The organism is Microbacterium sp. NPDC079176 (genome assembly GCF_040686675.1).
In the GTDB taxonomy this organism is placed as follows: Bacteria; Actinomycetota; Actinomycetes; order Actinomycetales; family Microbacteriaceae; genus Microbacterium.
Genome location: NZ_JBFBLM010000003.1, coordinates 300,650 through 318,781, shown reverse-complemented (window position 1 = coordinate 318,781; position 18,132 = coordinate 300,650). Strand labels below are relative to the sequence as shown.

Annotated in this window: 18 protein-coding genes and 1 tRNA gene; 6 read left to right on the top strand and 13 right to left on the bottom strand. The window is 68.2% G+C overall.

The window, feature by feature from the left end:
• Window positions 1-41: 41 nt before the first annotated feature.
• The 5 genes from AB0P11_RS08900 to AB0P11_RS08880 are packed head-to-tail and all read right to left on the bottom strand — an operon-like array spanning window position 42 to window position 2,899.
• The gene (locus AB0P11_RS08900) at window positions 42-371 is read right to left on the bottom strand and encodes an Rv3654c family TadE-like protein (protein ID WP_056279855.1); all 330 of its coding nucleotides are present in this window, start codon (window positions 369-371) and stop codon (window positions 42-44) included.
• Between the two features lie 28 nt (window positions 372-399).
• A complete protein-coding gene (locus AB0P11_RS08895; RefSeq protein ID WP_053097363.1) occupies window positions 400-744 on the bottom strand; it encodes a TadE family type IV pilus minor pilin in 345 nt (114 codons plus the stop codon).
• Complete coding sequence (locus tag AB0P11_RS08890) at window positions 744-941, bottom strand: DUF4244 domain-containing protein (RefSeq protein WP_053097366.1); 198 nt, start codon at window positions 939-941, stop codon at window positions 744-746. The genes AB0P11_RS08895 and AB0P11_RS08890 overlap by 1 nt, the downstream gene beginning before the upstream one ends.
• 54 nt (window positions 942-995) lie before the next feature.
• A complete protein-coding gene (locus tag AB0P11_RS08885) occupies window positions 996-1,892 on the bottom strand; it encodes a type II secretion system F family protein (RefSeq protein ID WP_363521336.1) in 897 nt (298 codons plus the stop codon).
• On the bottom strand, window positions 1,886-2,899 hold the full coding sequence (locus AB0P11_RS08880; RefSeq protein WP_053097367.1) for a TadA family conjugal transfer-associated ATPase: 1,014 nt from the start codon (window positions 2,897-2,899) through the stop codon (window positions 1,886-1,888). The genes AB0P11_RS08885 and AB0P11_RS08880 overlap by 7 nt, the downstream gene beginning before the upstream one ends.
• A gap of 413 nt (window positions 2,900-3,312) precedes the next feature.
• Between AB0P11_RS08880 and acs the strand changes: the two genes are divergently transcribed.
• Complete coding sequence (gene acs / locus AB0P11_RS08875) at window positions 3,313-5,280, top strand: acetate--CoA ligase (protein ID WP_363521332.1); 1,968 nt, start codon at window positions 3,313-3,315, stop codon at window positions 5,278-5,280.
• A 79-nt stretch (window positions 5,281-5,359) separates the two neighbouring features.
• Here the strand turns inward: acs and AB0P11_RS08870 are convergent, their stop codons facing one another.
• Both AB0P11_RS08870 and AB0P11_RS08865 read right to left on the bottom strand, forming a co-directional pair.
• The gene (locus tag AB0P11_RS08870; RefSeq protein ID WP_363521329.1) at window positions 5,360-5,818 is read right to left on the bottom strand and encodes a RidA family protein; all 459 of its coding nucleotides are present in this window, start codon (window positions 5,816-5,818) and stop codon (window positions 5,360-5,362) included.
• Window positions 5,815-6,039 (bottom strand): DUF4177 domain-containing protein, encoded by a 225-nt coding sequence (locus AB0P11_RS08865; RefSeq protein WP_053097373.1) that lies wholly within the window; start codon window positions 6,037-6,039, stop codon window positions 5,815-5,817. Before AB0P11_RS08865 ends, AB0P11_RS08870 begins: the two co-directional genes overlap by 4 nt.
• A 78-nt stretch (window positions 6,040-6,117) precedes the next feature.
• Between AB0P11_RS08865 and AB0P11_RS08860 the strand changes: the two genes are divergently transcribed.
• From AB0P11_RS08860 to AB0P11_RS08840, 5 genes are all read left to right on the top strand, one after another.
• The gene (locus tag AB0P11_RS08860; RefSeq protein WP_053097375.1) at window positions 6,118-8,706 is read left to right on the top strand and encodes a transglycosylase domain-containing protein; all 2,589 of its coding nucleotides are present in this window, start codon (window positions 6,118-6,120) and stop codon (window positions 8,704-8,706) included.
• A complete protein-coding gene (locus tag AB0P11_RS08855) occupies window positions 8,703-9,638 on the top strand; it encodes a metallophosphoesterase (RefSeq protein ID WP_072591628.1) in 936 nt (311 codons plus the stop codon). Before AB0P11_RS08860 ends, AB0P11_RS08855 begins: the two co-directional genes overlap by 4 nt.
• 53 nt (window positions 9,639-9,691) lie before the next feature.
• Window positions 9,692-9,765: transfer RNA gene (locus AB0P11_RS08850), tRNA-Pro, on the top strand.
• A 69-nt stretch (window positions 9,766-9,834) separates the two neighbouring features.
• Window positions 9,835-10,311 (top strand): VanZ family protein, encoded by a 477-nt coding sequence (locus AB0P11_RS08845; RefSeq protein WP_363521324.1) that lies wholly within the window; start codon window positions 9,835-9,837, stop codon window positions 10,309-10,311.
• Entirely contained in the window at window positions 10,308-11,063 is a 756-nt protein-coding gene (locus AB0P11_RS08840; protein ID WP_056279843.1) for an HAD-IIB family hydrolase, read from the top strand. Before AB0P11_RS08845 ends, AB0P11_RS08840 begins: the two co-directional genes overlap by 4 nt.
• A 34-nt stretch (window positions 11,064-11,097) precedes the next feature.
• On the opposite strand, the gene AB0P11_RS08835 is transcribed toward AB0P11_RS08840, so the two are convergent.
• The 6 genes from AB0P11_RS08835 to AB0P11_RS08810 all read right to left on the bottom strand — a co-directional run bounded on the left by AB0P11_RS08835 (window position 11,098) and on the right by AB0P11_RS08810 (window position 18,062).
• Entirely contained in the window at window positions 11,098-12,357 is a 1,260-nt protein-coding gene (locus AB0P11_RS08835; RefSeq protein WP_053097383.1) for an alpha-hydroxy acid oxidase, read from the bottom strand.
• Between the two features lie 10 nt (window positions 12,358-12,367).
• Window positions 12,368-13,090, bottom strand: coding sequence for an FCD domain-containing protein (locus tag AB0P11_RS08830; RefSeq protein WP_363521321.1), 723 nt, complete (start codon window positions 13,088-13,090; stop codon window positions 12,368-12,370).
• A gap of 138 nt (window positions 13,091-13,228) precedes the next feature.
• Complete coding sequence (locus AB0P11_RS08825) at window positions 13,229-13,882, bottom strand: thymidine kinase (RefSeq protein ID WP_056279839.1); 654 nt, start codon at window positions 13,880-13,882, stop codon at window positions 13,229-13,231.
• A gap of 7 nt (window positions 13,883-13,889) precedes the next feature.
• Window positions 13,890-15,362 carry a malate:quinone oxidoreductase gene (locus AB0P11_RS08820; protein ID WP_363521318.1) on the bottom strand — a complete coding sequence of 491 codons (1,473 nt, stop codon included), beginning with the start codon at window positions 15,360-15,362 and terminating at the stop codon, window positions 13,890-13,892.
• Window positions 15,363-15,445: 83 nt separating this feature from the next.
• Window positions 15,446-16,516, bottom strand: a complete 1,071-nt coding sequence (locus AB0P11_RS08815) for an aspartate-semialdehyde dehydrogenase (protein WP_053097389.1) — start codon at window positions 16,514-16,516, stop codon at window positions 15,446-15,448.
• Window positions 16,517-16,778: 262 nt separating this feature from the next.
• A complete protein-coding gene (locus AB0P11_RS08810) occupies window positions 16,779-18,062 on the bottom strand; it encodes an aspartate kinase (protein WP_053099207.1) in 1,284 nt (427 codons plus the stop codon).
• Window positions 18,063-18,132 lie beyond the last annotated feature (70 nt).

Sequence of the window (18,132 nt, the reverse complement as noted above, 5' to 3'; positions counted from 1 at the left end):
AGGTCGCCTGCATTTTCGCCGGAAAGTGCCTCGCGCCGCAGTCAGATCCCCTCGGGTGGCCCAGCACGGGCTCGGGAGACGGCAGCGAGTCCAGCGTACTTCGCCTTGACCTGCACGGTCGCCACGAAGCCGTCGACGGCGCATTCGGTGAGTGCTGCACCGGAGGCCGCGGCGACCCGCGCGGCGAGGGTGCACGGGTCGACCGTGACGACGACTGCGCCGCTGGCAGCGTCGGCCGCTGCCAGGGCCGCGGCGTCGGCAGCTCCCGCTGCGCGCTGCGCAGTGACTGCCGCGCCGCCGACGGCGGCGAGTCCGAATGACAGAGTCGCGCCGACCACCAGCACGCCGGCCGCGAGCACCGACCCCGCCATCAGTGCTCCACCTCCACCGTCGAGAACATCAGAGTCCTCCGGCGAGCGCGCAACTCGACGCGCGCACGCCCACCCTCACGAAGCCGCCGACGGTGAAGTCGGTCTCTGCGGACACGCACACGAGATCGCCCGACGTGCTGCTCGACATCGACGCACCGGGCACTGCAGCCGACACCGCATGTGCGGCGGCCCCCTCGTCTTCTCCTCTGCCGAGGAGCCGGGCCGCGTCAGCGGTCGCATCCTGCAGTGCCACCTGACGGGAGGCTGCGCCCAGAGCGCCGGCTCCGAGTAGGAGGACGAGCACGACGGCGGGAACCGCGAGCGCGAGCTCCGCAGTCACGGAGCCGCGCTCGCCGGCATGGACGGAAGTCATCACGACACCGTCAGTGCCCGACGCACCAGGTCCGTGAGGATGCCACGCACCTCGTCTGACCTCATGATCACGACCAGGAGGCCGGCGAAGGCGACGGCCGCCATCGTGGTGATGGCGTACTCGGCGGTGGCCGCGCCACTGTCGTCGCCGAAGAGGGTTGCCGCGCTGCGCCGGGTGAGCGAGGGGATGGTGTTCATGTGTTCCTTCTTTCTATGGGACGGATACGCGGTGCATCCGGTGGAACTCGGCCGTCACAGCGGCAGTGGAGTGGAGGCGAGCACGCTCAGCAGAAGCGGTGCGACGCCGAGCAGCAGGAAGGCCGGGAGAGTGCAGACTCCGAGCGGGATGAGCAGCGTCGTCGAGAGCTTGGCCGCGCGAAGGCGTCCGTCCACCCGTGACGCGTGTCTCTCCTGGCCGGCGGAAGCCCGAAGCAGTTCACCCGCCGGGACCCCGGCAGCATGCGACAGCTCGAGCACCGCGCCGATGCGAGCGTCGTCACCGGGAGACGATGCCGGGCTCTCGGCGACGAGGCGCAGGGCTCGTGGGATCGACGCGCCTCCTGAGAGGGCGACCGCCATGAGCTCGGCTCGCATACCCGGTGTTCCCGGTTCGGGACGCGCCCGCGTGAGGAGTCGCCCGGTCCACGCGCGCGCCGCGGCGACGAGCAGGAGCCCGGCGACCACGCACCCGGCGCCGGCGGGCGTCCCGACGATGACGCCGACAGTGTCGAAGCCGAGGGCGAAGCCGAGGAAGAGGCCGGCGAACGGCATCCAGAGCAGGAGCTTGGCGGTTCCCGCGGGCTCGGCGAGCGCGATGCGCACGTCGTCCGCGGCGGATGACGCGTCGCGCAGCGTCTCAGCGAGCATCCTCAGCGCCTCGGCGAGCGGTGCGCCGACGGTCGTCGCGATCTCCCAGGCGGCCGCGAGGTCACGCCACGCGCCACCCTCCGCTTCGATGGCCGCGATGAGCGGGACGCCGCCATCCACACGGGCGATCACGGACGCAGCGTGACGGTCGCCGATCGAGGCAAGATGGCGCCATGCGACCATCGGCACCGCGCCGGCTTGGAGAAGCACCGCGAGCGTCTGCACCGATGTCGCGGCGTCGCCCCCGGTATCGACGACCGGACGACGCCATCCCCTCACCACGGCCGCACCTCCTCGATGCTCAGCCGATCCCCGCTCACCGCGAGCTCGCCGGCGTGCGCGATGCGTCTCCGCCCGCCAGGCGCCCTGTCGAGATGAAGGACGATCGTGAAGGCGCTCACAGCCTGGCGCGCGAGCGCCGTGGCATCCATCGCCGCGAGGGCGCCGAGCGCTTCGAGCCGGGCCGGCACGTCGCTGAGACCGCTCGCGTGGAGAGTTCCCGCTCCCCCGTCGTGTCCGGTGTTCAGAGCAGTCAGGAGTTCTCTCACCTCCTCGCCGCGGCATTCTCCGACCACGAGACGGTCGGGGCGCATGCGCAGCGACTCGCGGACCAACCGGGCGAGGCTGATGCCGCCGGCTCCCTCGAGATTCGACTGCCGTGCCTCCAGAGCGACGTGGTGGGGATGCTGCGGGCGCAGTTCGGCGACGTCCTCGATCGTGACGATGCGCTCAGAGGCCGGGACGGCTGACAGCAATGCCGACAGCAGCGTGGTCTTGCCCGTTCCCGTCCCGCCGGTGATGAGGATGTTGGCGCGCTCGGCGACGAGCTCGAGAAGCCAGCTGTGCTGGGCCGCGTCGAAGGAGCCGAGCGCCGCCAGCGCGTCGAGATCGGCAGCGCGCACTCTGGGCACACGGATCGAGAGCGCCGTCCCCGACGTCGAGATCGGCGCGAGCACGGCATGGACGCGGATGCCGGAGTCGAGCCTGACATCGACGCACGGAGCCTGGTCGTCGAGATGTCGACCGCCGAGTCCGACGAGCCCGACCGCGAGGTCGCGGACCTCCCGCTCGGACGCGCTCCACCCGAGCACGGGTTCCGCACCATGCCCTCGGTCGATGAACAGCCCGGATGCGCCGTTGACGAAGATGTCGGTGACCTCCTCGTCTGCGCAGTGCTCGGCGAGGAGGCCGAAGGCGGGATCGACCTGCAGCGGCGAAGGAGCACCCCGGACGGTTCCGTCGACGAGCGCCGCCGAGCCGCGCGGCTGAATGACGAAGGGATCAGGCATGCCCCGAAGCTAGGGCTCACGGCGGATCCGCGGGGTCGCCGCGGCGCTCCCGCGACGACCACTGTGAGCAACGTCTGGACGATGGCATCCGTGCAGAGCGGGTGTGGACGGCGTCAGATCGCGAGCCACAGGATGGGAGCGCTCCCGGCATAGAGATGGGCGGCACCTCACGGGGGGAATGAGATGCCGCCCACGGCGTCCCTCATGGGGGAATCGGGCACGCCAAGGCCAGAATGAGAATTCGGCTGTCGTCGAGTGTACGCAAGGCGACCGTCCTGACAAAACCCGTCGGACTACCGACTTTCGGCAGTAATGCGATGTCCGTGCCCGGGACTAGATTCGCCCTGACCTGATCGCGTCAGAGATGCGTTCATGCCCGCACGACCTGCCACGCCGCAAAGGAGCGCCTGCCGATGAGCAGCCAGATCGATCACCTTCTCGATGAGACCCGCCAGTTCCCGCCGTCCGAGGAGTTCGTCGCCCAGTCGGTCTCGTCTCCCCGGCTGTATGAGAGCGCGTCGACCGACCGCGAAGCCTTCTGGGCCGACCAGTCACGCGAACTGCTGGAGTGGCACAAGCCGTTCACTCGCGTGCTCGACTGGTCGACCCCGCCGTTCGCGAAGTGGTTCGACGACGGCGAGCTCAACGTCGCGTACAACTGCCTCGACCGCCACGTCGAGGCGGGCAACGGCGACCGTGTCGCTCTCCACTGGGAGGGCGAACCGGGCGACTCCCGGTCGATCACCTACGCCGAGCTGACCGAGGAGGTCAAGCGCGTCGCGAACGTGCTGGAGGGGCTCGGCATCGGCCATGGCGACCGCGTCGCGATCTACCTGCCGATGATCCCCGAAGCGGTCGCATCGATGCTCGCCGTCGCCCGCGTCGGCGCCATCCACTCGGTCGTGTTCGGCGGGTTCAGCGCCGACAGCCTCCGCTCGCGCATCGATGACGCAGGGGCGAAGCTCGTCATCACCGCCGACGGCGGCTACCGCAAGGGCCGCGTGTCCGCGCTCAAGCCGGCCGTCGACCAGGCGCTCGCCGACCGCGGCGACGGCGAGCAGCAGACGGTCGAGCACGTGCTCGTCGTCAAGCGCGGCGAGAACGAGGTCGACTGGGAGGACGGTCGCGACCTCTGGTGGCACGAGGTCGTCCCCGCGGCCTCCCCCGAGCACACTGCCGTGGCCTTCCCCGCCGAGAACCCGCTGTTCATCCTCTACACCTCCGGGACTACGGGAAAGCCCAAGGGAATCCTGCACACCTCCGGCGGGTACCTCACTCAGGCCGCCTACTCGCACAAGTACGTGTTCGACCTGCATCCCGAGACCGACGTGTACTGGTGCACCGCCGACATCGGGTGGATCACCGGACACAGCTATGTCACCTACGGTCCGCTGGCGAACGGCGCGACCCAGGTCATCTATGAGGGCACGCCTGACGCGCCGCACCCCGGGCGCTGGTGGGAGATCATCGAGAAGTACAAGGTCTCGATCTTCTACACGGCGCCCACCGCGATCCGCTCGTTCATGAAGATCGGCCGCAGCGTGCCCGCGAAGTTCGATCTGTCGTCGCTGCGCCTGCTCGGCTCGGTGGGCGAGCCCATCAACCCCGAGGCGTGGATCTGGTACCGCGACGTGATCGGCGCGGGCAAGACGCCCATCGTCGACACCTGGTGGCAGACCGAGACAGGCGCGATCATGGTCTCTGCACTGCCCGGTGTCACCGCCACCAAGCCGGGATCCGCCCAGGTGCCGCTGCCCGGAATCTCGATCGACGTCGTCGACGAGTCGGGCGCCGAGGTGGGCAACGGCAACGGCGGCCTCCTCGTCGTCACCGAACCGTGGCCGAGCATGCTCCGCGGCATCTGGGGCGACCCTGAGCGGTTCACGGACACGTACTGGGAGAAGTTCGAGAAGCAGGGCTACTACTTCGCCGGTGACGGTGCGCGCCTCGACCAGGACGGCGACCTCTGGTTGCTCGGCCGGGTAGACGACGTCATGAACGTCTCCGGACACCGCCTCTCGACGGCCGAGATCGAGTCGTCGCTCGTCGCACACGAGGCGACGGCCGAGGCCGCGGTCGTCGGCGCGGCAGATGAGACGACCGGTCAGGCCGTCGTCGCATTCGTGATCATCAAGGAGAGCTACCTCTCGGCGCACGACCCCGCCGGACTCGCGCAGCAGCTGCGCCTCTGGGTGGGTGAGCAGATCGGCGCGATCGCACGGCCCCGCGACGTGTACATCGTGGGCGAGCTTCCGAAGACGCGCTCGGGCAAGATCATGCGGCGTCTGCTGCGCGATGTGGCTGAGGGGCGCGAGGTCGGAGACACCACCACGTTGGCCGACACCGCGGTGATGAGCATCATCTCGGCGCAGGTCAAATAGCGCGGATACAGCAAACGCCCCCTTCCGAATCGATCCGGAAGGGGGCGTTGCCGTGTGCGCGTGGTGAGGGGTGGCGACCTCAGGCCAGGATGAACGTGGCCTCGACTTCGACCGGGCTGTCGAGCGGGAGCACCGGCACACCGACGGCCGCGCGGACATGCTGCCCGGCGTCGCCGAAGATCTCGCCGAGGACCAGGCTCGCCCCGTTGATCACGCCGGGCTGGCCGGTGAAATCGGGGGTGGATGCCACGAAGCCACCGAGCCGCAGCACTCCGGCGATCCTGTCCACGCCCCCGGCCGCAGCCGCAGCCGCCGCGAGAGCGTTCAGGGCGCAGGTGCGCGCATAGGCGTTGGCGTCCTCGGCGGTGACCTCTGCCCCGACCTTGCCCGTCGCGGGAAGCGCTCCCTCGACGAAAGGCAGCTGGCCGGAGGTGTAGACGAGTCCGTCGCGCACGACCGCCGGGACGTAGGCTGCGACCGGCGCCGCGACGACGGGGAGCTCGATGCCCAGCTCGGTCAGGCGCTCAGAGACGCTCATGCCGCTCCCCCTTCGAACTGGCGGGACGCCTCGGCTGCGGCAGCGAGACCGGCGTTGCCCGAGGCATCCGCCGTCACCGGGCGCTTGAAGTAGGCGACGAGCCCACCCTCGGGGCCCTGGATGACCTGCACGAGCTCCCAGCCCTGCTTGCCCCAGTTGTTGAGGATCGCTGCGGTGTTGTGGATCAGCAACGGGGTGGTCAGGTACTCCCAGGTGGTCATGGCACTCCTGTCTGGCGGCATCCGCGCTGGCGGCTGCGTCAAAGGCGGTATTCAGGGAACTCCCCTACGATCAAGCGTATGCCTCAAAAGAATCGCACGGTGAAAGGTGCGCTCGGCGGAGTCCTCGGACTCGTCGGGCTGAGCGCCGTCGCCGGCCTCCTCGTCGCGGCCAGCGTCACCCCGGTCCTCGCCATGACCGGTATCGCCGGGTCGCAGGCCCTCACCATCTTCGAAGACCTGCCGGAGAACCTTCAGGTCGGCGCGCCGATGCAGCAGTCGACCATCTATGCGACCGGTCTCGACGGCAACCCCGTCGCCCTGGCGTCGTTCTACGAGCAGAAGCGCATCCCCGTGGCGTACGACCAGGTCGCGCCGGTGATGTACGACGCGATCCTGTCGAGCGAGGACAAGAACTTCTACACCCACGGCGGCATCAACCTCGGCGCGACGCTGAAGGCCGCGGTCGGCAACGTCGCAGGCACGACCGATCGAGGAGCCTCCACGATCACGCAGCAGTACGTGAAGAACGTCCAGGTGCAGGAGTGCGAGCAGGACGTCGACCCCGCGGCCGAGGACTACTCCAAGCAGATCGAGCAGTGCTTCCTCGATGCGGCGGTCGCGGACGGCGGCAAGGGCGTCGAGCGCAAACTGCAGGAGATGCGTTATGCGCTGAAGATCGAGAAGGACTACTCGAAGAACGAGATCCTCCTCGGCTACCTCAACATCGCCAACTTCGGCGGCACCATCTACGGCATCGAGGCCGCAGCGAACCGGTACTTCTCCACCAGCGCGGCGAATCTCAGTCTCGCGCAGGCGGCGACGATCGCCGGCATGGTGCAGGAGCCCAACCGATTCCGCATCGACCGCCCCGAGGGAATCTGGACGGATGACGCCGGCGTGGCGCACAACGGGGACGCCGACGGCTACAAGGACACGAAGGATCGCAGAGACTACGTCCTCAATCGGATGCTCGCGGACGCGAAGATCACGCAGGCCGCGCACGACGAGGCCGTCGCCTCGCCGGTCACTCCCCTGCTGAGCGAGCCCCAGCAGGGCTGTGCGGCCGCGGGCGACAACGCGTACTTCTGCCAGTACGTGAAGGCCGTCATCGAGAACGACGAGGCGTTCGGCGCCACGGAAGAGGAGCGTCGCTCGAACCTCCGCCGCGGCGGAATGGAGATCTACACCTCCCTCGATCTGCGGGTCCAGCAGCCCGCGATCGACGCGGTCAGGGCGCAGGTCCCGCAGGCGATGCCCGGGATCCTCGTCGGTGGCACCGGAGTGTCGATCGAGGCGTCCACGGGTCGGGTACTCGCCATGGCACAGAACACCGTCTTCAACGAGACGACCGAGGCCAACCTGGCTGCCGGCGAGACCTCTCAGGTCTTCGCGGCCGACAAGGCGCATGGCGGCTCGACCTACGGGTTCGAGACGGGATCGACCTACAAGCTGTTCACGCTTCTGAGCTGGCTGGAGTCCGGCCACTCCGTGAACCAGGTCCTCGACGGTCGCCTCAAGACCTTCAGCCCCTTCACCAGGTGCGGGGACAAGGTGACGAACAGCTCCAAGATCAACAACTTCGGCAACTCCGGCGGCTCGGTGGGCAGCGTGCGACAGTTCACCGCGCAGTCCCTGAACACCGGTTTCCTCGCGATGGCGCAGCAGCTCGATCTCTGCGACATCAACGAGGTGGCGAAGCGACTCGGCGTCCACTACGGCAACGGCGACGACATCACGGTCGGCGGAACGAACGCCAACACCGCTCCGAACGATCCGTTCCCGACGGTTCTGGGCTCGAAGAGCGTGGCTCCTCTGCAGATGGCCGGCGCCTACGCCACCGTCGCCAACAACGGCGTCTACTGCGAGCCTCGCGTGATCGACCGGGTCGTCGGCGAGGACGGCGCGGAGATCACTCCTCCCGCGCAGAAGTGCTCCCAGCAGCTCACCCCTGAGGTCGCCGCGACCGCCGCGTACGCACTGCGAGGCGTCATGGAGGGCAACGGCACCGGAACGAGGGCCAACCCGTACGACGGAACCCAGCTGATAGGCAAGACCGGTACCGCCGAGAAGGAGCACACCATGCTCGTCGAGTCGAGCACCAAGGTCACGACAGCGGTGTGGGTCGGAAACGTCGACGGCCGCGTGCCGCTGAACGACTTCCGCAACGGCAACGGGACGCGACTCGGCGACATCCGCTACGGCCTCGCCAAGGCGATCCAGGGTGCCGCGGATGCCGTGTACCCCGCGGAGGACTTCCCTCGCCCCGACGACAAGCTGGTTCGTCAGGTTCTGACGAACGTTCCCGACGTGGTGGGCAAGTCCGTCGGCGAAGCGACCTCTCTCATCGAGGCTGCGGGCTTCACCGCAGCCGTCGGACCCGCCGTGGACGGTCCCGCCGGCGATGTCGTCATGGCGCAGGACCCGTCCGGACAGGCCCCGAGCGGTGCGACGATCACGATCTCGCCGAGCAACGGCCAGGGCGCGACGGTGCCCGACATCACCGGACAATCGAAGGCCGAAGCGCAGAGCGCGCTGTTCGGGGCAGGGTTCTCGTCGATCGACTTCGACGGGTCATGCAACGGTCAGAACGCCGCGGTCACGTCCACCGACCCGGCCGCGAACACACCGACGACGAAGAGCACGTCCATCAAGGTCCGCTGCAAGTGACGTCTCGCCACGCGGCGCACCCGGCCCTCATCGCGCTCGGCGCGGTGGGGGCCGCTGGTGCCGCAGCCGCCGTCTGGGGCATCGGCATCGAGCGCTACCTCTTCACGGTGCGTGAGGCGACCGCATCCGCTCTCGCCCCGGGTTCCGCACCGTTGCGCGTGCTGCACATCTCGGACGCGCACATGGCTCCGTGGCAGCACCGCAAGCAGGACTGGCTCGCGTCACTCGCGCAGCTGAAGCCCGATCTCATCGTCAACACCGGCGACAATCTCGGACACCGCGACGGTCTCGCCGGGATCAGACGTGCCTTCGAGCCGTTCGCCGGAATCCCCGGTGTCTTCGTGCACGGTTCCAACGACGTCATCGGCCCCTCGCCGCGGAATCCGATCCGCTACTTCGCCGGCCCGTCGCAGCGCCCGAGAGAGCTGAACTTCCTCGACACCGATGCGATGGACGCGTACTTCACCGACGAGCTCGGATGGACGAGCCTGAACAACGCCGCAGCGCGACTCATGGTGGCCGGCAGTCCCCTGGACCTGTTCGGCGTGAGTGATGCGCACTGCGACTGGGACCGGCTCGAGGACCTGCCGGACGCCATCGATGCTCTCGGCCCGCGGACTGCCGGCACATCCGTTCTCGGCGTCACGCACGCGCCCTATCAGCGCGTCCTGAACGGGTTCGTGGAGATGGGCGCCGACGCCATCCTCGGCGGCCACACGCACGGCGGTCAGGTGTGCCTGCCCGGTTTCGGTGCTCTCGTAGCGAACTGCGACATCCCGCTGAAGCAGGCGAAGGGTCTCAGCACGTGGACTCAGGGCGATCGCGCCGTGCCCCTCAATGTCAGCGCGGGCTGCGGACACTCGATCTACGCGCCGATACGCTTCGCGTGCCGCCCCGAGGCGACGCTGCTGACCCTGACGGCGCGCGGTTGATGCCTCGATTCGGCGCTGGGAGCTTTTCGCTGTAGACTCGGAGGGTTGCAAAACGGGGTGTGGCGCAGCTTGGTAGCGCGCTTCGTTCGGGACGAAGAGGTCGCAGGTTCAAATCCTGTCACCCCGACAAGTAACACCGGAAGGCCGTCCTCACGGGCGGCCTTCTCTGTATCCGGAACGAGGAGAAAGGCACCGCATGAGTCGCTTGCTCCCCCCGCCTCGACGACTGACCCGAGGCATCGCCCTCGCTCTCGCCCTGCCGTTCTTCGGCGGCATCGCGCTGCTGACGCTCACGCCGACGCGCATCGAGCAGTCCATGCCGAACCTGCTCGATCTCGTTCTGTCCGTTTCGCACCGACTGGGGTGGGAGTCTCTTGATTTCACCCGCCTCGAGGTCATCGCCAACGTTCTGGTCTTCGTGCCCATCGGCATCCTGGCTTTCATCCTCATCCCCCGCCGCCTCTGGCTGCTGGCGCTCGCCCTGGGCCCGGCAGTGTCCCTCTCCATCGAGGCCGCCCAGCGCCTCGCCCTGCCGAATCGTACGGCCACCGTGTCCGATGTGATCGCGAACTCCGGCGGCGCGCTGATCGGCGTAGCGCTCGCGATCCTGTGCACCCTCCTCTTCGCTCCGCGTGTCTCTCAGCACCGCCCGTCTACTCTGGAAGCATCATGACCTCGCCTGCACTCGTCGCCTTCGATCTCGACGACACCCTCGCCCCGTCGAAAGAGCCCATCGATGCTCGCATCGCCTCGTTGCTGCTCGCGCTGCTGCAGCGGGTCGAGGTCGCGATCATCTCGGGCGGCAACGAGGCGCAGTTCCGCGCTCAGGTGATCGCGCGGCTCGGAACCATCGACGAGGCGGCCGCGGCGCGGCTGCACCTGCTCCCCACCTGCGGCACACGGTACCTGCGCCACGACGGCACGGATTTCTCGCCGCTCTACGCCCATGACCTCACCGCGGAGCAGAAGGCCGGCGCTCTCGCCGCCCTGCGCGAGGAGGCGGAGCGTCTGGGGCTGTGGGAGTCTCAGCCCTGGGGTGAGATCCTCGAGGACCGCGGATCCCAGATCACCTTCTCTGCGCTCGGGCAGAAGGCTCCCCGCGATGCCAAGCACGAGTGGGACCCGTCCGGTGCGAAACGAGAAGCTCTTCGGGACGCCGTGGCGGCGAGACTCCCCGAGCTCGAAGTGCGATCCGGCGGTTCGACCTCCATCGACATCACTCTGGCCGGCATCGACAAGGCCTTCGGCATGAAGCAGCTCGCCGAGCACACCAGCATCCCCCTCACCTCGATGCTGTTCTACGGTGACCGACTCGATGAAGGCGGCAACGACTACCCCGTCCTGGCGATCGGAGTGCCCTCGGTCGCGGTCGAGGGGTGGGAGGACACCGCAGACAAGCTCGACGAGCTTCTCGCGACCCTCTGACCGCCCACCCCTCCCCTCGAATCCGGGGACGAGGTCAGCGGACGACGGCCTCCGACGCTGCCCGTGCGACCGGCACGAGGCGCGTGAGCTGAGTGACGTGCGACGGCTCGAGCTCCGCGAGTGAGGCGACGCCCAGAAGACGCATGGTGCGTTCGATCTCCGTCCGCAGGATCTCGATCGTGCGGTCGACGCCCGCACGGCCGCCAGCCATGAGGCCGTAGAGGTAGGCGCGGCCGATGAGGGTGAAGTCCGCTCCGAGCGCGACCGCCGCGACGATGTCCGCGCCGTTCATGATCCCCGTGTCGACCATGACCGTGAAGTCGTCGCCCACGGCGGTCCGGACCTCCGGCAGAAGGTGGAACGGAATGGGCGCGCGGTCGAGCTGCCGCCCGCCGTGGTTGGAGAGCACGATGCCGTCGACGCCCGCGTCACGCAGGCGCACCGAATCCTCGACGTTCTGCACGCCCTTGATCACGATCTTGCCCGGCCAGATGTCACGGATCACCGCAAGGTCGTCGTAGCTGATCGTGGGGTCCATAGCCGCGTCGAGCAGCTCGCCGACGGTGCCGCCGGTGGTGCTCAGCGACGCGAACTCCAGCTTCGGGGTCGTCAGGAAGTCGTACCACCACCACGGACGCGGGATGGCATTGATGATGGTGCCGAGCGTGAGCTGCGGCGGGATGCTGAAGCCGTTGCGCTTGTCACGCAGCCGCGCTCCGGCGACCGGGGTGTCCACCGTGAACTGCAGCGTGTCGAAGCCCGCGGCGGCAGCACGGCGAGTGAGTTCGTAGGAGATCTCGCGGTCGCGCATGACATAGAGCTGGAACCAGTTGCGTCCGTGCGGGTTGGCCGCCTTCACGCCCTCGATCGACGTCGTGCCCAGGGTCGAGAGGGTGAACGGGATGCCGGCCGCCGCCGCCGCTCCCGCGCCGGCGACCTCGCCCTCTGTCTGCATGAGACGCGTGAAGCCTGTCGGCGCGATGCCGAACGGGAGCGCCGACGGGCCGCCGAGGATCTCGACCGCGGTGTCGACGTCCGGAGCCGGCCGGAGGATGCCGGGGTGGAACTCCACATCCTGGAATGCCTGGCGTGCCCGCGTGAGCGACAGCTCGCCCTCGGCGGCGCCATCAGTGTAGTCGAACGCGGCCTTCGGCGTGCGCCTCTTGGCGATCGTGCGCAGGTCGTCGATCGTGAGCGCCGAGTCGAGACGGCGCTTCTTGCCGTTGAACTCGGGCTTCTTGAACTTCATCAGGTCGAGAAGCTCTGCGGGGTTGGGAACCTGGCGCTGGACCATGGCTGTCCTCTCAGTCGGTGGGTCGGACGCTGCGGGTGAGCCCCGCCGCGGTGTAGTAGCCGGTGATGTGCGCTCGGACGAGGGTCTGGGCGGTCGCCGCGTCACCCGCGGCTATGGCCTCGATGATGGCTCGGTGCTCGGCGCGCAGCAGGTCTGCCATGGCATCCCAGTCGGCGATGGATGAGGCGCCCTGCTGCACGTACGACTCGATGGAGGTGCGCAGGCCCGCCATGATCGCGGCGACGACGGTGTTGCCGCTCGACTCCGCGAGGGCGAGGTGGAGCTGGGCATCGAGGGTGAGGAACTCGTCAGGCGTCAGGGCGCCGACGTCCATCGCATCGAGCACGCTGTGCGCCGCGGTGAGATCGGGCGCGTGCTGGCTCGCGAGAGCGGCGACGACCGCGTCTTCGAGCAGCAGTCGCGTCTGCACCACGTCCGCCAGCGGAAAGCCCTGTGCGGCGACCTGGAGGCGCAGAAGCGTCGACATACCACCGGACGGGGTCGCGATCACGATCGCGCCCGACTGCGGCCCCGAGCCGGTCGAGGTGCGGATCAGCCCCATGACCTCGAGCACGCGCAGCGCCTCTCGGACGCTCGAGCGCCCGACACCCAGGTCCGCGGCGAGCTCGCGCTCCGAGGCGAGACGATCACCGGGGCCGAGACGCCCGTCGAGCAGGTCGCGCTCGACATGTTCGAGCACGAGCCTCCAGGCGCGCGCTGGCTGCTCCGGCATCCGCTCTCCTCATCGTGTGCATCGGCGGCATCGATCCTCGACGCAGCTGTGGTCTGACCACAGTAGCGTGTGTGGTCAGACCACGCAATCGGGGTACGCCGACACACCGCCCGAGGGCGGAGGATGACGCGAGGGCGTTCAGCCCAGCCGCCCACCCGACTCTTCGAGGTAGCACGCGCCGCACAGCGACTCGTAGGTCGTGATCTCCGGCGCCAGCGATCCGTCAGCGCCCTCGTCGATGGCGACCTGGTCGCCGTCGAAGACGAACCGACCACCGATCACACGACCGTTGAAGACGGCCTTGCGCCCGCAGCGGCAGATGGTCTTCAGCTCCTCGAGGGAGTGCGCGATCGCGAGCAGACGAGCCGACCCCGGGAAGGCGTGGGTGAGGAAGTCATTGCGGATGCCGTAGGCGATCACCGGGATGCCGTCTTCGATCGCGATGCGGAAGAGGTCGTCGACCTGCTCCGCCGTGAGGAACTGCGCCTCGTCGATCAGGAGGCAGGCGACATCGATCGACCCCCCGCGGACCGGTTCATCGGCGACCGCACGGCGCACGCGATCCCGGTGCTCGTCGAAGAGCTCGCGGACGTCCGCATCGGGAGCGATGAGATAGTCGACGTGCCGCGTGACACCGAGTCGACTCGCGATCTCGGATGCACCCTTGGTGTCGATCGCCGGCTTCGCGAGCAGCACGTGCTGGCCGCGCTCCTCGTAGTTGTACGCGGCCTGGAGCAGCGAGGTGGACTTGCCCGAGTTCATCGCCCCGTAGCGGAAGTAGAGCTTCGCCACCGGCGCGCTACTCGTTGATGCCGAGCGTGGCCGCCGTCGCCGCGGTGGACTTCGCCGCCAGCTCGGGATCCTTGTTCAGCTGCTCGCCGAATGTCGGGATGAGCTCGCGCAGTTCCGACTCCCAGCCGGGGTACTCGTCGGGGAAGCACTTCTTCAGCAGATCGAGCATGATCGGCACGGCGGTGGAGGCGCCGGGCGAGGCGCCGAGCAGACCGGCGATCGAACCGTCGGCCGCGGACACCACTTCGGTGCCGAACTGCAGGATGCCGCCCTTCTTGGGGTCCTTCTTCATGACCTGGGCGCGCTGCCCCGCGTCGATGAGCGTCCAGTCCTCGTCCTTCGCCGTCGGCATGAACGTGCGCAGGCTGTCGACCTTCTTGGCGTGGTTCTTCAGCAGCTCCCCCACCAGATAGGTGATGAGGTCGGGATTCGCGAACGCGACGCGCAGCATCGGCCACAGATTGTGCGTGCGCACCTGCGACACGATGTCGAGCATCGAGCCGTTCTTGAGGAACTTCGGGCTGAAGGTCGCGAACGGGCCGAACATCAGGGAGGCCTCGCCGTCGACCACGCGCGTGTCGAGGTGCGGGACCGACATGGGCGGGGCGCCCACCGAGGCCTGCGAGTACACCTTCGCCTTGTGCTGCGCGACGATCTTTGGGTTCGAGGTCTTGAGGAACTGCCCGCCGATCGGGAAGACACCGTAGCCCTTGATCTCGGGGATGCCCGAGCGCTGCAGCAGCTTGAGCGCCCAGCCGCCGGCGCCGACGAACACGAAACGCGCCTTGATCTGGTTCGGCGTGCGACCGATCGTCGTGCGGTAGTTGATGAGCCAGGTGCCGTCCTTCTGCTTCTTCAGGCTCTTGACCTCGTGGTTGGTGCGCAGCGCGACGCCCGACTCGGTGAGGTGGTCGAAGAGCTGGTGCGTCAGCGCACCGAAGTCGACGTCGGTTCCGGCGGGCACGCGGGTGGCCGCGAACGGCTCGCTCTTACGGCGCTGCTGCATGAGCAGCGGCGCCCACTTGTTGATGACGCGGGAATCCTCGCTGTACTCGATGCCCTCGAACAGCGGCTGCTTCTTCAGGACCTCGTAGCGGTCCTTGAGGTACTTGACGTCCTTCTCACCGCGCACGAACGTCATGTGCGGCGTCGCGTTGATGAAGGTCGACGGCGCATCGAGCACGCCGCGATCGACCAGAGACGACCAGAACTGACGACTCTGCTGGAACTGCTCGTTGATCGAGACGGCCTTGGCGGGGTCGAGCGGAGCGCCCTTCTGCTGCGGCATGTAGTTCAGCTCGCAGAGCGCCGCGTGGCCGGTGCCCGCGTTGTTCCACGGGTTCGACGATTCCTGAGCCACATCAGAGAGTCGCTCGAACGCGACGATCTTCCAATCCGGCTGCAGCTCGTGCAGAAGGGTACCCAGGGTGGCGCTCATGATGCCACCACCGATCAAGACGACATCGACGGTTTCGGTCACCACGACAGTCTAGTTCGCGGTCACGGCACGACAGACCACGCGGGGCCGTCCGGCGAGACCGGATCCGCATGACCGCGATGCGGTCAGGCTATGGCGACCAGGCGCTCGGCGAGGATCTCGGCGATCTGCACCGCGTTCAGCGCCGCGCCCTTGCGCAGGTTGTCGTTGCTGATGAACAGCACGAGGCCCTTGTTCTCGGGAGCGGACTGGTCGGCGCGGATTCGTCCGACGAAGCTCGGGTCCTTGCCCGCGGCCTGGAGCGGCGTGGGCACCTCGTCGAGGACGACACCGGGGGCTGCGGCGAGCACCTCGGCGGCGCGCTGCGGCGTGATGTCGCGGGCGAACTCGACGTTGATCGAGAGCGAGTGGCCCGTGAAGACGGGAACCCGCACGCACGTGCCGGCGACACGGAGGTCGGGCAGCTCGAGGATCTTGCGGCTCTCGTTGCGGAGCTTCTTCTCCTCGTCCGTCTCGTTCTGACCGTCGTCGACCAGGTTGCCCGCGAACGGGATGACGTCGAACGCGATCGGAGCGACGTACTTCTCGGGCTCCGGGAAGTCGATCGACGAGCCGTCGTGCACGAGGCGCAGCGTGTCGCCCTGGGCGAGGACGCCCTCGACCTGCCCGAGGAGCTCCTGCGCACCGGCGAGACCCGAACCGGAGACGGCCTGGTAGGTCGAGACGATCAGGCGCTCGAGACCCGCTTCGGCGTGCAGCGCCTTCAGAACCGGCATGGCTGCCATGGTCGTGCAGTTCGGGTTGGCGATGATGCCGCGAGGGCGGTCGTCGATCGCGTGCGGGTTGACCTCGCTGACGACCAGCGGAACCTCGGGATCGTTGCGCCAGGCGCTGGAGTTGTCGACGACGACGGCTCCGGCCTCGGCGAAGCGGGGAGCGTATGCGCGGCTGGCGGTCGCGCCGGCCGAGAAGAGGGCGATGTCGATGCCCGCGGCATCCGCCGTCTCGACATCCTCGACGATGACGGTCGCGCCGCCGAACTCGATGGCGGTGCCTGCAGAGCGCGACGACGAGAACAGACGCAGCTCGCGAATCGGGAAGGACCGTTCGGCGAGAATCTCGCGCATCACGGTGCCCACCTGGCCGGTGGCGCCGACGATGGCGACGGAGAGTCCTGAGTCGGAGATGCGGGTCATGATGTTCCTTGGCGTCGTGCAGTGCTGCATGCGAGGCTTCAGGCGCGACGTCGGGATGCGGATGCCGCGCCTGGCGCCGATGTCAGGGTTTCGGTGAGTCTACCGTGCCGTCCGGTGATCGAGGACCGACCGTCGGGCGGGGTGCGGGCCGGGTCAGCATCCCGAGTCAGTTTTGCGGATCGGGTCACGATTCGCGGACGGGATCAGCTGACACTTCCGCAGATCGTGCGGTCATCCGCAGATCGTGCGCGATCGGCGGAGGTCAGCGACCGGTGCCGGCGTGGACCGTGGCCTCGGCGTCGCCGTCGAGTCCGTACGCCGTGTGCACAGTGCGGGCGGCCTCGGCCAGGTCGGTGTCGCGGAGCACGACCGAGATGCGGATCTCGGACGTCGAGATCATCTCGATGTTGATGCCACCGGCCGACAGCGCCTCGAACAGCGTCGCGGAGACGCCCGAGTGCGTCCGCATGCCCGCTCCGACGACCGACAGCTTGCCGATCTGATCGTCGTGCACCAGGTTCTGGAAGCCCACTTCGGTCTGCTCCCCTGCGAGCGCCTTGAGCGCGGCCGAGGAATCGGCCTTGGGAACCGTGAACGAGATGTCGGTGCGACCCGTGGCCGACACGTTCTGCACGATCATGTCGACGTTGGCGCCGGACTTCGCAACGATCTTGAAGATCTCCGCCGCCTTGCCCGGCACGTCCGGAACGCCGGCGACGGTGATCTTGGCCTGGCCGAAATCGGTGGCGACACCGGCGACGATCGGTTCTTCCATGGCTGCTGCTCCCTCGGCTTCGCGGGGGTTCTTCATACCCTCGCCCAGAACGTATGTGCCCTCGGACGACGAGAACGTCGAACGGGCGTGGATCAGGACGCCGTGACGGCGTGCGTACTCGACAGCGCGAATGTAGAGCACCTTCGCGCCGTTGGCGGCGAGCTCGAGCATCTCCTCACTGCCGATGTGGTCGAGCTTCTGCGCCTTCGGGATGACGCGGGGGTCGGCCGTGAAGATGCCGTCGACGTCGCTGTAGATCTCGCAGACGTCGGCGTCGAGGGCCGCGGCGAGAGCGACGGCCGTCGTGTCCGAGCCTCCGCGTCCGAGCGTGGTGATGTCGCGGGTGTCGCGGTTGAAGCCCTGGAAGCCGGCGACGATGACGATGGCCCCCTCGTCGAGCGCTTCGCGCAGACGGATGGGGGTAACATCCACGATGCGGGCGGCGCCATGCTGCGAGTCGGTGATCATGCCCGCCTGGCTGCCGGTGAACGACCGTGCCTCGAAGCCCATCGAGTGGATGGCCATGGCCAGGAGCGCCATCGAGATGCGCTCACCGCTCGAGAGCAGCATGTCGAGCTCACGCGGAGCGGGAATCGGCGCGACCTCGTTGGCGAGGTCGAGCAGCTCGTCGGTCGTGTCGCCCATCGCGCTCACGGCGACGACGACGTCATGGCCGGCGCGACGCGTGTCGACGATGCGCTTGGCGACGCGCTTGATGCTCTCTGCGTCGGCGACTGAGGAGCCGCCGTACTTCTGCACGATGAGGGCCACGTTCACTCCCTGGGATGTCGGGCGGATCCGCCCACCCCCATTCTACGTTTGGCGCATATGCGCTTCTTCG